Annotated in this window: 12 protein-coding genes; 7 read left to right on the top strand and 5 right to left on the bottom strand. The window is 72.5% G+C overall.

All coding sequences use genetic code 11. From position 1 onward, the window contains the following. Window positions 1–146: 146 nt before the first annotated feature. Complete coding sequence (locus tag KV394_RS03820; RefSeq protein ID WP_247637904.1) at window positions 147–1,457, top strand: glycoside hydrolase 5 family protein; 1,311 nt, start codon at window positions 147–149, stop codon at window positions 1,455–1,457. A gap of 19 nt (window positions 1,458–1,476) precedes the next feature. Here KV394_RS03820 and KV394_RS03815 read toward each other — a convergent pair whose 3' ends face one another. Continuing rightward, entirely contained in the window at window positions 1,477–2,502 is a 1,026-nt protein-coding gene (locus tag KV394_RS03815; RefSeq protein ID WP_136035143.1) for a LacI family DNA-binding transcriptional regulator, read from the bottom strand. 133 nt (window positions 2,503–2,635) lie between these two features. On the opposite strand from KV394_RS03815, the gene KV394_RS03810 reads away from it, so the two are divergent. Together KV394_RS03810 and KV394_RS03805 are read left to right on the top strand one after the other, a co-directional pair. After that, entirely contained in the window at window positions 2,636–5,629 is a 2,994-nt protein-coding gene (locus KV394_RS03810) for an alpha-mannosidase (protein ID WP_247982345.1), read from the top strand. 55 nt (window positions 5,630–5,684) lie between these two features. Further along, window positions 5,685–6,095: an MmcQ/YjbR family DNA-binding protein gene (locus tag KV394_RS03805; protein ID WP_136035145.1), complete on the top strand. Its 411-nt coding sequence runs from the start codon at window positions 5,685–5,687 to the stop codon at window positions 6,093–6,095. Between the two features lie 35 nt (window positions 6,096–6,130). On the opposite strand, the gene KV394_RS03800 is transcribed toward KV394_RS03805, so the two are convergent. Continuing rightward, window positions 6,131–6,718 (bottom strand): hypothetical protein, encoded by a 588-nt coding sequence (locus KV394_RS03800; RefSeq protein WP_206252422.1) that lies wholly within the window; start codon window positions 6,716–6,718, stop codon window positions 6,131–6,133. Between the two features lie 125 nt (window positions 6,719–6,843). On the opposite strand from KV394_RS03800, the gene KV394_RS03795 reads away from it, so the two are divergent. Both KV394_RS03795 and KV394_RS03790 read left to right on the top strand, forming a co-directional pair. Next, window positions 6,844–8,070: a glycosyltransferase gene (locus KV394_RS03795; protein WP_136045519.1), complete on the top strand. Its 1,227-nt coding sequence runs from the start codon at window positions 6,844–6,846 to the stop codon at window positions 8,068–8,070. A 4-nt stretch (window positions 8,071–8,074) separates the two neighbouring features. After that, on the top strand, window positions 8,075–9,307 hold the full coding sequence (locus tag KV394_RS03790; RefSeq protein WP_247982344.1) for a glycosyltransferase: 1,233 nt from the start codon (window positions 8,075–8,077) through the stop codon (window positions 9,305–9,307). 19 nt (window positions 9,308–9,326) lie between these two features. Here KV394_RS03790 and KV394_RS03785 read toward each other — a convergent pair whose 3' ends face one another. Together KV394_RS03785 and KV394_RS03780 are read right to left on the bottom strand one after the other, a co-directional pair. Continuing rightward, on the bottom strand, window positions 9,327–9,968 hold the full coding sequence (locus KV394_RS03785) for a hypothetical protein (protein WP_247982343.1): 642 nt from the start codon (window positions 9,966–9,968) through the stop codon (window positions 9,327–9,329). A gap of 51 nt (window positions 9,969–10,019) precedes the next feature. After that, window positions 10,020–10,181 (bottom strand): hypothetical protein, encoded by a 162-nt coding sequence (locus tag KV394_RS03780; RefSeq protein ID WP_168387248.1) that lies wholly within the window; start codon window positions 10,179–10,181, stop codon window positions 10,020–10,022. 85 nt (window positions 10,182–10,266) lie between these two features. On the opposite strand from KV394_RS03780, the gene KV394_RS03775 reads away from it, so the two are divergent. After that, complete coding sequence (locus KV394_RS03775) at window positions 10,267–11,238, top strand: GlxA family transcriptional regulator (RefSeq protein WP_136035150.1); 972 nt, start codon at window positions 10,267–10,269, stop codon at window positions 11,236–11,238. Between the two features lie 143 nt (window positions 11,239–11,381). On the opposite strand, the gene KV394_RS03770 is transcribed toward KV394_RS03775, so the two are convergent. Next, the gene (locus tag KV394_RS03770) at window positions 11,382–12,080 is read right to left on the bottom strand and encodes an NRDE family protein (RefSeq protein WP_247982342.1); all 699 of its coding nucleotides are present in this window, start codon (window positions 12,078–12,080) and stop codon (window positions 11,382–11,384) included. Between the two features lie 136 nt (window positions 12,081–12,216). Between KV394_RS03770 and coaBC the strand changes: the two genes are divergently transcribed. After that, entirely contained in the window at window positions 12,217–13,416 is a 1,200-nt protein-coding gene (gene coaBC / locus KV394_RS03765) for a bifunctional phosphopantothenoylcysteine decarboxylase/phosphopantothenate--cysteine ligase CoaBC (RefSeq protein WP_247982341.1), read from the top strand. The last annotated feature ends 94 nt before the right edge of the window (window positions 13,417–13,510 follow it).

The raw sequence follows: 13,510 nt of genomic DNA, 5'->3' as shown, positions 1-13,510 counted from the left end.
TGAAACCATCCGAATCCATCGGTGTCAAGAGAGGGCGCGCGGAGCGCAGGCGGCGAGCGGAATCTCGTGCCGCGGTCTCGCTGCTCAAGCGTTATAGTGGTGCGATCCGCCCTCGTCGGGGGGCTCTGTCCGAAAGGTGCGAACACATGACGCAGCGTGGCGCTCTCGACGCTCCCCTGAGGTTCGGGGCGAACTACACGCCGTCGAAGGACTGGATGCACTCCTGGCTCGACTTCACGCCCGACGACGTGCGCCGCGACTTCGCCGCCCTCGCCGAACTGGGCCTCGACCATGTGCGCGTGTTCCCGCTGTGGACCGTGCTGCAGCCGAACCGCACCCTCATCCGCCCGAAGGCTCTCGACGACGTGCGGGCGATGGTCGACATCGCCGCCGAGTTCGAGCTCGACGCGAGCGTCGACGTGATCCAGGGCCACCTGTCGAGCTTCGACTTCGTGCCCGCCTGGCTGTACACCTGGCACGACCGCAACATGTTCACCGATCCGAGGGCGCTCGACGGGCAGGTCGCCCTGGTGCAGCGGCTCGCGGAGGCGCTGCGCGATGCCCCGAACTTCCTCGGCCTCACGCTCGGCAACGAGGTCAACCAGTTCTCGGCGCACACGCACCCCGCGCCGTGGCCGGTCACGGTCGACGAGGCCGGGGCGTGGATCGAGACCCTGCTCGCGGCCGCGGGGGAGGCCGCTCCCGGACTTCCTCACGTGCACAGCGAGTACGACGCGGTCTGGTACATGGACGAGCACGGGTTCACCCCGGCGCACGCCTCGCGCCTGGGCGCCATGACCACGATCCACTCGTGGATCTTCAACGGCACGGCGCAGCGCTACGGCGGTCGCTCCGTCGCCGCCGACCGGCACGCCGAGTATCTGATCGAGCTGTCGCGGGCGTTCGCGACCGACCCGCAGCGTCCGGTGTGGCTGCAGGAGGTGGGGGCGCCGTCGAACTGTCTGGAGGCCGACGAGATGCCCGGGTTCCTGGAGGCGACGCTGCGCTCCTCGGCGCGGACCGAGAACCTCTGGGGCGTCACGTGGTGGTGCTCCCACGACGTGAGCCGCGACCTGGGCGACTTCCCCGACCTGGAGTATTCGCTCGGCCTGGTCGACCAGTCCGGCGCGGCCAAGCCGATCGGCCGACGGTTCGCGGAGCTGATCCCCGAGCTGCGCGCGCGCACGGCTGCCCCGGCGCGGCCGACCGGGATCGTGGTCGAGGTGGACGAGCGCGACGTGCCGGTGAGCCGGGCCGCGCTGAGCCCGGGAGGGGCGGTGTTCCAGGCGTGGGTTGATGCGTGCACAGCCGGACTCGACCCGGCCCTGGTCACCTCGGCCGACGCGGCAGACCCCGCGGCGCTGGAGGCTCGGGGCATCCGTGAGCTGATCCGCCCCGACCTCGCGGGCGACGCGGTCGGCCGCTACGGCTCGGTCAACACCGTCGTCGACGCCTGACACCATCCGTCGGCGCGCGTCAGGACGCGGGCGGCGCCGTGCTCTCGCGCGCCGTGAGGGTGGGCGTGGGACCGGCGACGCTGGGCAGGGTCGCGCCCGCCTCGATCTGCTGCAGCAGGAGGGTGGCCGCCTGCTCGCCGAGCTCGAACGTGTCGCGCGTCATGGCGGTGATGGACGGGTTGATGAGCCCGGCGATCACCGAGTCGTCGAAGGAGGCGAGGGAGACGTCGCGCGGCACGGTGCGCCCCATCTCCTGGGCGACGCGGAGTCCGGCGACCGCCATCACGTCGTTGTCGTAGACGATCGCGGTCGGGCGCTGCTTGCCGGAGAGCAGAGTGCGCGTGACCGCCGAGGCGCGTGCGGGGGAGAAGTCGGTCGCGATGACCTCGCCCGCGATGCCGTCCGCCGCGAGGCGCTCCAGCACCTCGGCGCGCAGGCGCGTGTGCTCGAGCTCGGCGGGTCCGGCGACGTAGGCGATGCGGGTGTGCCCGAGGGCCGCGAGGTAGGAGAACAGCGTCTCGGCCACCTCCTCGTCGCCGATCCACACGCTCGGCACGTCGCCCTCCGCGGACGGCTCGGACCCGATCATCACGGCGCGGGCGTCCAGCGACGCGATGTTCGCCGCGCGCGGGTCGTCGTCGCGCGGATCGATGTAGATGATGCCGTCGACCTGGTTCGACGACCGCCACTGGCGGTGCACCTCCATCTCCTCGTCGATGTCGGCGACCAGGCGCAGCTGCAGGCTGACCTTGCTCTCCGACAGCCGCGACTCGATGCCGGCGATCAGATCGGTGAAGAAGGCCTCGGAGCCCAGCGAGCGGGCGGGGCGGGCGAGTGCGAAGCCGACCGCGTTGGCACGGGCGCCGACCAGGGCGCGTGCCGCGGAACTGGGCTGCCAGTGGTGCTCCTCGATGATCGCGAGGATGCGCTGCCTGGTCTCCTCGCTCACGCCGGGGCGACCGTTCAGGGCGAAGGAGACGGCCCCGGGGGAGACGCCGGCCAGTCGCGCGATGTCCGCGATCGTGACGCGTTTCCCCGAGGCCATAGGCATCACCCTACTTGATCGGTTTAGCCTCGCGGGAGCGTCGTGGGTGTGCCGTAGACTCGAATCGCTAGATCGTTTTAGTAAATCGGATAGCATCAGAACGCCCCCTCACCGTCGAGCCCGGAGAACAGCCATGCATGACGACACCTCGCTCACCGTCGGCCGCGTCAAGCGCGTGCTGGAAGAGCGCATCCGTCCCGCGATCCACTCGGCCTCCGTGCCGCTGACCGTCGAGCTGCACGAACTGCCCGGGGAGCCGATCCCGCCGGCCGAGGGGCTGGCGCTCGACTACGCGCCGGGCGCGGTCGGGTCGCTGTGGGGCCCGGCCTGGGGCACCACGTGGTTCAAGCTCACGGGGCGCGTGCCGGCCGACTGGAAGGGGCGCCGTGTCGAGGCGCTGATCGACCTCGGCTTCGACGTGAACATGACCGGCTTCCAGTGCGAGGCCCTCGCGTACCGCCCCGACGGCACCCCGATCAAGAGCATCAACCCGCGCAACCAGTGGGTGCCGATCGCCGAGAACGCCCACGGCGACGAGCCCGTCGAGCTGTACCTCGAGGGGGCGTCGAACCCGGTGCTGCTCGACTACCACCCCTTCCTTCCGACGCAGGAGGGCGACATCCTCACCTCGTCGAAGGAGCCGCTGTACCGCCTGCGCCGCATGGACCTCGCGGTGTTCGAGCCCGAGGTGTTCGACCTGTCCCTCGACATCGAGGTGCTGTTCGAGCTGCAGGCCGAGCTGCCGGCGACCTCGCCGCGGCGCATGCGCATCCTCCAGGCGCTCGACGACGCCCTCGACGTGCTCGACCTCCAGCGCATCGTCGAGACGGCCGCCGACGCCCGCGCCCGACTCGCCGACGTGCTCGCGGCCCCGGCCGAGGCGAGCGCGCACCGCATCTCGGCGGTCGGCCACGCGCACATCGACTCCGCATGGCTGTGGCCCGTGCGCGAGACCATCCGCAAGGTCGCCCGCACCACCTCGTCCATGACCACGCTCATCGAGGAGCAGCCCGAGTTCCAGTACGGCATGTCCAGCGCGCAGCAGTACGCCTGGATCAAGGAGCACCGCCCCGAGGTGTGGGAGCGGGTCAGAGCCGCGGTCGCCGCGGGGCGCTTCCTGCCCCTGGGTGGCATGTGGGTCGAGTCCGACACCGTCATGCCCACCGGCGAGTCGCTCGTGCGGCAGTTCTCGCACGGCCAGCGCTTCTTCGAGCGCGAGTTCGGCATCCGGTCGAAGGGCGTGTGGCTGCCCGACAGCTTCGGTTACTCGCCCGCGCTGCCGCAGCTCATGCGCCGCGCCGGGTTCGAGTGGTTCTTCACGCAGAAGATCTCGTGGAACCAGCAGAACGTCTTCCCGCACCACTCGTTCCTGTGGGAGGGCATCGACGGCTCCCAGGTGTTCACGCACTTCCCGTCGATGGACACCTACAACTCGCAGCTCAGCGGCATGGAGGTCGCCAAGGCCGCGCGGCAGTTCAAGGAGAACCGTGTCACGTCGCGATCGATCGCTCCGGTCGGCTGGGGTGACGGCGGTGGCGGCACGACCCGGGAGATGACGGGCAAGGCCGCGCGCCTGCGCGACCTCGAGGGCAGCGCGCAGGTCGTCTGGGAGCACCCGGACGACTTCTTCGACGCCGCGAAGGCCGAGCTGCCGCACCCCGCCGTGTGGGTGGGCGAGCTGTACCTCGAGCTGCACCGCGGCACCCTCACCAGCCAGCACGCCACGAAGGCGCTGCACCGCTGGGCCGAGCACGCGCTCGTCGAGGCGGAGCTGTGGGCCGCGACCGACGCCGTGCGCACGGGGGCCGCGTACCCGCAGGCGGAGCTCGACCGGCTCTGGCAGGCCGTGCTGCTGCACGAGTTCCACGACATCCTCCCCGGCACCTCGATCGCCTGGGTGCACCGCGAGGCCGTCGCCGTGCTCTCCGACGTGCTGTCGGAGGCGCGCGACATCGCGCAGCGCGCACGCCGGTCGCTCGCGGGCGACGGGGACCGCGCACTGCGGTTCGAGCCGACCTCGGTCGCGGGAGGACGGGCGCTGGGCGCGGCGTTCGTCGGGGAGCCGACCGCGAGCCCGGTGACGCTCACCGACGCGGACGGCGGCTGGCGCCTGGAGAACGAGCTCGTGTCGGTCGTGGTGTCGGCGGAGGGCCTCATCGTGTCGGCGGTCGACAGGGCGTCCGGCCGCGAGACGGTCGCGCCGGGCAGGGCCGCGAACCTGTTCCAGCTGCACCAGGACTTCCCCAACATGTGGGACGCGTGGGACATCGACCGCTACTACCGCAACAGCGTCGAGGACCTCACCGCGGTGTCGTCGATCGAGGCCTCGGTGGTGGACGGTGTTGCGACGATCGTGGTCGAGCGGCGGTTCTCGGAGTCGACGATCACGCAGACCATCCTCCTCGCTCCCGACTCGCGCACCGTGGTACTCCGCAACGAGGTCGACTGGCACGAGACCGAGAAGCTGCTCAAGCTCGCCTTCCCGCTCGACATCCAGGCGTCGCACACCGAGGCCGAGACCCAGTTCGGCTACCAGGCCCGCGTCACCCACACGAACACGAGCTGGGAGGCCGCGAAGTTCGAGACCTCGATGCACCGCTTCGTGCTGGTGCGCGAGCAGGACTTCGGCGCCGCGCTCGTCAACGACTCGATCTACGGCTACGACACCTCGCGCGAGGTCGGTGACGACGGGGTGACCACGACCGTGCGGCTCTCGCTGCTGCGCGCGCCGCGGTTCCCCGACCCCGACACCGACCACGGGCACCACGCCATCGAGGTCGGCTTCGTGATCGGTGCGGACGCCGCGATCGCCACGGCCGAGGGAATCCGGTTCAACGCGCTGCCCACCGTCGTGCGCGGTGCCCGCGAGGTCGAGCCCCTGGTGAGCGTGTCGGGCGAGGGCATCGTGGTGTCGGCGGTCAAGCTCGCCGACGACGGCTCGGGCGACGTGATCGTGCGCGTGTACGAAGCCCTCGGGCGTCGGACCACGGGCGAGCTGGCGGTCGGCTTCGAGCATCGCGAGGTGCGCGAGGTGAGCCTGATCGAGGACGACCTCGGCGACGCGCGGACGGGTGGAGCGCTGCACCTGCGTCCGTTCGAGGTGCGCACCCTCCGCATCGCGCGCTGACCCCCGCGCGGGCCCGGGCGTTGTGCGCGGGCGGGGCGTGCGGGAGCATGACGGGATGGCGACGATCGACGACGTGCGGCGGATCGCGCTCGCGCTGCCCGGGGTCACCGAGGCCGTCAACGGTCACACGGGTCTGCCCGGGTGGCGCGTGACGCAGGGGCAGTTCGCGGGGCTGCGCGGCCCGACCGGCGCCGATCTGCGCCAGCTGGCCGAGCTCGGTCGGCAGTGGCCCGACGGCGAGGTGCTGTCGGTGCGCGTGGCGGATCAGGGCGAGAAGGAGGCGCTGCTGGCCGCGGAGCCGGAGGCGCTGTTCTCGATCCCGCACTTCGACGGCTACCCGGCGCTGCTCGTACGCCTGGACGTGGTGGACGCGGAGCGGCTGGCGGAGCTCGTCACCGACGCCTGGCTCGTGCGTGTTCCGGCCACTGTCGCGAAGGACTGGCTCGCTGCGCACGGCCTCGCGTGAGTCCTTCCCGCACCCGGCGGTGGACGTCGAGGGTGTCAGGCCGGAGGCAGCCGCAGCACGTCGGGCGACTCGCCGCCGGTGAGGTCGTCGGCGATGCGGATGCTCCGGGCGAGGTCGTCGAGCGCGGTGCCGAGCGTGCCGAAGCGCTCCCGGTCGGCGCACACCGCCGTCAGCGTGATCAGGTGCGTGCCGGTGTCCCACGTGTACGTCGTGAACGGGGGCGTCGCGGGCGAGGGCGGCATCGCGACCACCAGCTTCTCGCCGACCCCGAGCCGCGTCGGGAACGAGGTGGTGTCGTCGTACTCCATGGGCATCGATGCCCGGGCGATGCGCACATCGGGCGTCAGCACCTGGGCGGTCGCCATCGCCACCACCAGCTCGGGCTCGGCCTTCCACGTCCACACCAGCACGCGGCCGTCGGCCTTCTTCATGAGCATCGGGGCGGCCTGGCTCATGGCCCACGCGCCGAAGCGCGATCCAGGGCGCTCGGTCGCCCCCACCGCCGCGTTCACCTGTCCCAGCAGCATGCGGATCGCGGCCTTCCGGTGCCGGCGCCCCTTCCAACCGAGGGAGTCGGTGACGGGGATCCACAGCTGGGGGTCGGCGTCGGCAGTCAGTCGCATGCGCCAACGCTAACGGCTCCGGCTGGGCGGATGCCGGTATGCCTCGGCGGCCCGGCCAGGGCCCTCGGGTAGAGTTGCGTGCGCCCGACCAGGGCTTTCCCTTGGCCGCCCCATCGTAAGGCAGCATGTCTGTGACCCCCTCCGACGATCCGACCGAGGCGTCCCCCGACGCCGCCGAAGCCCCCCGCCCGCTGAAGATCCTGATCGGCTGCGACACCTTCGCGCCCGACATCAACGGTGCCGCCCGCTTCGCCGAGCGTCTCGCGGCCGGCCTCGTCCAGCGCGGACACGACGTGCACGTGGTCGCCCCCAACCAGGCGTACCGCCGCTCGGCACCGCACACCGAGGTGATCGAGGGCGAGCCGATGACGCTGCACCGGCTGCCGTCCGTGCGCTGGGCCCCGCACGACTGGCTGCGTTTCGTGTGGCCGTGGCGCTCAAAGCACTACGCGCGGAAGGTGCTCGACCGCGTGCAGCCCGACGTCGTGCACATCCAGTCGCACATCGTGATCGGGCGCGGCCTCGCGCGCATCGCGAAGCAGCGCGGCATCCCGGTCATCGCGACCAACCACGTCATGGCCGAGAACATCCTCGATCACACGACCATGCCGAAGTTCATCGACGACCTGGTGCTGAAGTTCGCCTGGGCCGATGCGAAGCGCACGTTCGACCTCACCCGCGCCATCACGACCCCGACCCGCCGCGCCGCCGACTTCCTCGAGAAGACGGTCGAGGTACGCAACGTCATCCCGGTGAGCTGCGGCATCGACCGCTCGCAGTACACGCCGGTGATCGCGCCGCGCGAGGAGAACCGCCTGGTGTTCGTCGGGCGCCTCACGGCCGAGAAGCAGGTCGAGGTCATCCTCAAGGCGATGACGAAGCTCGACCCCGCGCTGAACACGACGTTCGACATCGTCGGCGGCGGAGATCAGCGCAAGCAGCTCGAGAGCCTCACCGCGCAGCTCGGTCTCGCCGACCGGGTCACGTTCCACGGCCGCACGACCGACGAGGAGCTGCGCGCCCTGCTGTCGCGCGCGAGCCTGTTCGTGATCGCGTCGATCGCCGAGCTGCAGTCGATCGCGACCATGGAGGCGATGGCGTCGGCGCTGCCGATCGTCGCCGCGGACGCGGTGGCCCTGCCGCACCTGGTGCACGACGGCGAGAACGGCCACCTGTTCGAGCCGGGCAACGTCGACGAGCTCGCCGCGCGACTGACCGATGTCCTCACCGCCTCGCCGGGCGAGTACGAGCGGATGCAGCACGCCTCGCTCGACGGCGTCGCGATCCACGACATCAACCGCACGCTCGACACCTTCGAGGCGCTGTACCGCGACGAGCCGCTGCCGGAGTAACCGCATGCACATCGTCTTCTTCGGCGATCAGCACCTGGACTCCCTCGGCGGCGCGCAGGTGTCGATGCGGCTGCAGCGGACCTTTCTGGAGAGGGCGGGGCATACCGTGACGGTGGTCGCGCCGCGCATGCACGCGCACCGCGTTCCCGAGGGCGACGTGCCGGCCGGTGCCTACGTCGACCTCCCGTCCGTCCCGATCACACTCGACCGCGAGTACGCGATGAGCTGGCCGGGCCGCGCCACCGACCGCGCCCTCGACCGCGCCATGACGCAGCGCCCTCCCGTCGACCTCGTGCACGTGCAGGCCGACTTCTGGGGGGCGTTCATCGGACACCGCTACGCCCAGCGGCACGGGCTCCCCGTGGTGCACACCATGCACAACCGCGTCGATGTGGGCCTCGCGGCGGTCACCCCGCTGCACCGTCCCGTGCTCGCGGTGCTCAACGCGTGGCGCCGCCGCGCGTTGCGGGGCATCGGGATCCGCGTGGGGGGCAGTGACGGCTGGTCGTACCTGCGCGGGCTCGCGGCCGGGGCCTCGGCGGTCACCGCGCCCTCCGGTCACTTCGCCCGGCGTCTGGAGCAGAACGGCGTGTTCCCGCACGTCGACGTGATCTGGAACGGCATCGACGACGACGTGCGGGCGAGCACCCTCGCCGCGGCGCCCGCCGAGCGCCGCCCGGGGCGTCCGCGCTTCGTGTGGCTCGGACGGATGAGCCCGGAGAAGCGCCTGCTGCCGTTCCTGGAGGCGTTCGTGGCCTCGGGCGTCGACGCCGACCTGGAGGTCATCGGGGGCGGCGCGCAGCGCGCGGCCGCGGAACGGATCGTCGCCGGTCGCGACGGCGTGACCTTCGCGGGGCGCCTCACCTACGCGCAGACGCTCGCGCGCATCGCCGACGCCGACGCGCTCGTCCAGACCTCCATCGGCTTCGAGACGCAGGGCATGACCCCGTTCGAGGCCGCGACGCTCGGCACGCCCTCGGTGGTGTGCGACCCCGACATCGCGGCCGAGCTCGAGGGCGGGCTGTGGGCCGTACCGGAGGCGGACCCCACCGCGTCGGAGCGCGAGCGCGAGGCGCACCGGACCGCCGCCCTCGCGGAGACGCTGCGTCGTGCCGCCGCCGACATCGCCGCGGGCGCCGCTCCGTCCCCCGTTCCGGCGGTCGCCGAGGCGTTCCGCCAGTCGTCGCGCACCGCCGCCATGGTCGCGGTGTACGAGCGCGTGCGGGACGGCCGGTGAGCGGGACCCTCGGCGTCGATCAGACGAAGCGGTAGAACATCGAGGCCAGCCAGACGGTGACGATCCCGAGCAGTCCGGCGCCGGAGATGCCGATCGCGATCCCCGCGAACAGCCGGGAGCCGGGGCGGCGCGCGGCGACGATGCCCAGCACGAGCGCGACCGCGTAGCCCAGGAAGCCGACGACGGACGACGCGCCCTCGACGAATCCGATCAGCGAGTAGCCGCGGTCGCCCATGTAGAGGAACGGGCGCCCGAGGATCAGGAGCAGGTCGAGGGCGAACACCACGACCGCGACGATGAACGCCACCCGGCCGAGCGAGCTGCCACGGTCGGCGGCGGTGCGGGGCGGGGTGCCGACCGGGAACTGCGGGTACCCGGGGCCTCCCGGCGTGACGGCCGTGGGGTACGCGGGCGGGTAGGGGGTGCCGTCGGGGGCCGCGGACGGGGCGGTGGCGTACGGGTTCGCGGTCGCGCCGGGAGCCGCGGGAGCCGCGGTCGTCGAGGCGGGGGCGGCCGGCGATGCGGCGGGGTGGGGGAAGGAGGGCGCGGAGCTCGGGTACCCCGGGGGCGGCGCGGCGGGGTAGCGCGGCTCGGCCGTCAGGGGAGGGGTGGGTGCCGGGGGCACGGGTGCGGACTCGGCGGGCTGCTGGGGGTCGCTCATGCCCCGAGCGTAGCCGCGCCGCCGTGGCGCGACGAGGGGGTTGTGCGACGGTCAGCGGTAGCCGTGACCCGGCTCGGCCTGCTGGTGCACGTCGCGACCGGAGACCCGGCTCCAGTCGGTCGGGGTGGGGCGGTAGCCGTCGCGGCGCAGTTCGACGATCGTGGCGACGACCGCCCACCCGGCGATGGCGAGAAGCGCGATGATGAGTATCATGGCAGAAAAGCTACGCGCAGCGGGTTACGGCCACGAGTGGCAGAAACGACCCTCTACGACAGAAAACTGCCAACCGGGAGAGTGCATGAAGACGGTCGCCTGCGTCATCCAGGACGGATTCGCCCCCTTCGAGTTCGGTGTCGCGTGCGAGGCGTTCGGCCTCGACCGCTCGGACGACGGCGTGCCGAACTTCGACTTCCGCATCGTCGCGCCGGAGCCCGGGGTCGTGCGCTCCAAGATCGGCTTCTCGGTCAATGTCGAGCACGACCTGACCTTCGCCGACGAAGCCGACCTCGTGGTGTTCTGCCCCGTGCCCCGCTCGACCTGGGGTCGTATCGACGAGCGCCTGACCGATCTCGCCCGCGCCGCGGTCGACCGGGGCGCCTGGGTCATGAGCGTGTGCAGCGGATCGTTCATCCTCGCGGCGGCCGGGGTGCTCGACGGGCGCCGTGCCACGACCCACTGGATGTACGCGCACACCATGGCCGAGATGTACCCGCGGATCGACATCGACCCCGACGTGCTGTTCGTGCAGGACGACCGCATCATCACCAGCGCCGGGACCGCCGCGGGCATCGACGCGTGCCTGCACCTGCTGCGCCAGGAGCTCGGGGCCGAGATCACCAACCGCATCGCCCGCCGCATGGTCGTGCCGCCGCAGCGCGACGGCGGTCAGGCGCAGTTCATCGACCGCCCCATCCCGGTGGCGCCGTCGGACTCCCTCGCCGCGGTCGCCGACTGGGCCGTGGAGAACCTGCGCGAGGAGCTCAGCGTCGACCACCTCGCCGGCCGAGCGCTCATGTCGCCCCGCACGTTCGCGCGGCGCTTCAAGGCCGAGTACGGTGCGACACCCGCCGCGTGGCTCGCCCGGCAGCGCATCATCCACGCGCAGCGTCTGCTGGAGCGCACCGACCTGCCGCTCGAGCACATCGCCGGCGAGTGCGGCTTCGGCTCGGCGGCCGTGCTGCGGCAGAACTTCGCCAGGGTGCTCGGCGTGACGCCCACGGCCTATCGGGCGCGGTTCTCCTGCGCGGACGACGCGGTGCCCGCGGCCTGAGTCGCGGGCGCGCCGGGTCGGTGCCGGGCGGTGCGGGTCGTGCGGCGTGGATGGCGTGCCGGGGGAGGCGCGGGGAGGCGCGGTTTCGATCCGGAAGGCCAGGGCGCCGTGGGTCAGGGTGCCGTGGGTCAGGGTGCCGCGGGTCAGGCGGTCCAGTGCGCGGGGGACGGGAGGGTGACGTCGCGCACCTCGACCCCCGCGGGGGTGACCGCGGCCACGGCGTACAGCAGCGACTGCGTCGGATACCCGTGCGGACGGTTGTCGCGGATGATCGCGCGGTCGTCCTCGGGTGACAGCTCCGCGGAGGCCCCGAGCAGCGCCGTCCACTCCGCGACCCAGTCGGCGCTCGCCGCGGCGGGCCCGAGGGCGCGGAACTCCGGCAGCCACGCGGTGATGCGCGGCGTCTGCTCGTCGTCCAGGTCGTCGTGCGCGATCATGTGGGTTCCGGGCGTCACCGGGGTCTCGCGCAGCGCCGCGCCGTCCCACGACACCACCCGCGCGCCGTCGGGCCCCACCTCGAGCAGGTTGAACCCGTGCATGCGGGGGAGGCCCTGCGGCGAACGGCCCGACACCGATTCGAGCGGCAGCGATCCGCGCGATGCCGCGGGGCCGGGGAGGTCGTTCACGTCGGCACGGTTGAGCAGCACCGCGAGGCGGCGCTCCTGCGGGTTCACCGCGAGCCAGGCCCCGCCCGCCCGGCGGTCGCGGATGCCGATCACCCCCGGATACTGCTCCGGCCACCACGGGCCGAGCGCGTCCCACTCGCGGTGAGGATCCTCGTCTCGCACGGCCAGGAGCCGTGCCGAACCGGCAGTCTCGACATCGATCACGACCGTGCACACCCTCCCGAGTCTAGGTCGCCCGCGCGCGCCGGGGCCCTCCCGGCGCGGCGTCGACGACGTGCGCGGGACCGGGCGTGCCCGGCCCCTCTGCGATCCTGCAGGCCCGGGCGGGGGCGGGCTGGGGCAGAATCGAGACGTGAACATCGTGGTGGGGGTCACGGGCGGCATCGCCGCCTACAAGACGGTGCACCTGGTGCGCCTGCTGACGAAGGCGGGTCACGACGTGACAGTGGTGCCCACGGCGGACGCCCTGCGTTTCGTGGGGCTGCCGACGTGGGAGGCGATCAGCAGGCACCCGGTCACCACGAGCGTGCACGACGATGTGGCGAAGGTGCGCCACGTCGCGCTCGGGCAGGCCGCGGAGCTCGTGGTGGTGGCGCCCGCGACCGCCAACACGCTCGCGAAGATGGCCGCAGGGCTGGCCGACGACCTCCTGGGCACCACCCTGCTCGCGACCGAGGCGCCGGTGCTGGTGGCCCCGGCGATGCACGCGGAGATGTGGCGGCACCCCGCCACGCAGGCGAACATGGGCACGCTCCGTGAGCGCGGCGTGCACGTGGTCGGTCCGGCCGACGGCGAGCTGGCGGGTGGCGACAGCGGTCCGGGGCGGATGGCGGAGCCGGAGGAGGTGTTCGCGGCGGCGCAGGCCCTCCTCACGCCCGGCGACCTCGCCGGCGTCCGCGTGGTGGTGTCGGCGGGTGGCACGCGCGAGCCGATCGATCCGGTGCGCTTCCTCGGCAACCGTTCCAGCGGGCGGCAGGGGGTCGCCCTGGCCGCCGAAGCCGCCGCCCGCGGAGCCGAGGTGACCCTGGTGGCGGCGAACGTGTCGGGCGACGTGCGCGAGGCCGCGCGGCATCCGGGCATCCGGGTGGTCACGGTCGGCACGGCCGCGGAGCTGTCCGCCGCGATGGCCGAGGCGGGCGCGGACGCCCAGGTCGTGGTCATGGCGGCGGCGGTGGCCGACTATCGCCCGGTCGAGGTGTCGGCGCGCAAGCTCACGAAGGACACCGGGGGCGTGCCGCCGATCGAGCTCGTGGAGAACGAGGACATCGTCGCCGGGCTCGCGGCCGCTCGGCGCGCGGGACAGCTCGTGATCGCGTTCGCCGCGGAGACGCCGGAGGACGAGGCCGAGATGCTCGACCGCGCCCGCGCGAAGCAGCAGCGCAAGGGGGTCGACCTGCTGGTGGTGAACGAGGTCGGCTGGGACCGCGGCTTCGAGCGCGCGGAGAACACCGTGCACATCCTCGGTCCTGGCGGTACCGCGGCCGGCACCGCATCGGGGTCGAAGCGCGAGGTCGCCGCCGCGGTCTGGGATGCCATCGTCCGGGAGAGGTGACGACGGGCTGGAGGCACGACCCCCGGAATGGTAAACTTGAGTCAACACGGCTCAACTTTTTATCCCGTCCCCGGACTTCGGCGGCGGGGCCGAC

The organism is Microbacterium sufflavum (assembly GCF_023101165.1).
Lineage (GTDB): Bacteria > Actinomycetota > Actinomycetes > Actinomycetales > Microbacteriaceae > Microbacterium > Microbacterium sufflavum.
The sequence above is the reverse complement of the archived record's forward strand: the minus strand, read 5'-3'. Positions and strand labels throughout refer to the sequence as shown.

What these genes read in the sequence shown, in the direction of transcription:
- KV394_RS03820 (WP_247637904.1), top strand. Translation starts at nt 147, where the DNA reads ATGACGCAGCGTGGCGCTCTCGACGCTCCCCTGAGGTTCGGGGCGAAC.
- KV394_RS03815 (WP_136035143.1), bottom strand. Translation starts at nt 2,502, where the DNA reads ATGGCCTCGGGGAAACGCGTCACGATCGCGGACATCGCGCGACTGGCC.
- KV394_RS03810 (WP_247982345.1), top strand. Translation starts at nt 2,636, where the DNA reads ATGCATGACGACACCTCGCTCACCGTCGGCCGCGTCAAGCGCGTGCTG.
- KV394_RS03805 (WP_136035145.1), top strand. Translation starts at nt 5,685, where the DNA reads ATGGCGACGATCGACGACGTGCGGCGGATCGCGCTCGCGCTGCCCGGG.
- KV394_RS03800 (WP_206252422.1), bottom strand. Translation starts at nt 6,718, where the DNA reads ATGCGACTGACTGCCGACGCCGACCCCCAGCTGTGGATCCCCGTCACC.
- KV394_RS03795 (WP_136045519.1), top strand. Translation starts at nt 6,844, where the DNA reads ATGTCTGTGACCCCCTCCGACGATCCGACCGAGGCGTCCCCCGACGCC.
- KV394_RS03790 (WP_247982344.1), top strand. Translation starts at nt 8,075, where the DNA reads ATGCACATCGTCTTCTTCGGCGATCAGCACCTGGACTCCCTCGGCGGC.
- KV394_RS03785 (WP_247982343.1), bottom strand. Translation starts at nt 9,968, where the DNA reads ATGAGCGACCCCCAGCAGCCCGCCGAGTCCGCACCCGTGCCCCCGGCA.
- KV394_RS03780 (WP_168387248.1), bottom strand. Translation starts at nt 10,181, where the DNA reads ATGATACTCATCATCGCGCTTCTCGCCATCGCCGGGTGGGCGGTCGTC.
- KV394_RS03775 (WP_136035150.1), top strand. Translation starts at nt 10,267, where the DNA reads ATGAAGACGGTCGCCTGCGTCATCCAGGACGGATTCGCCCCCTTCGAG.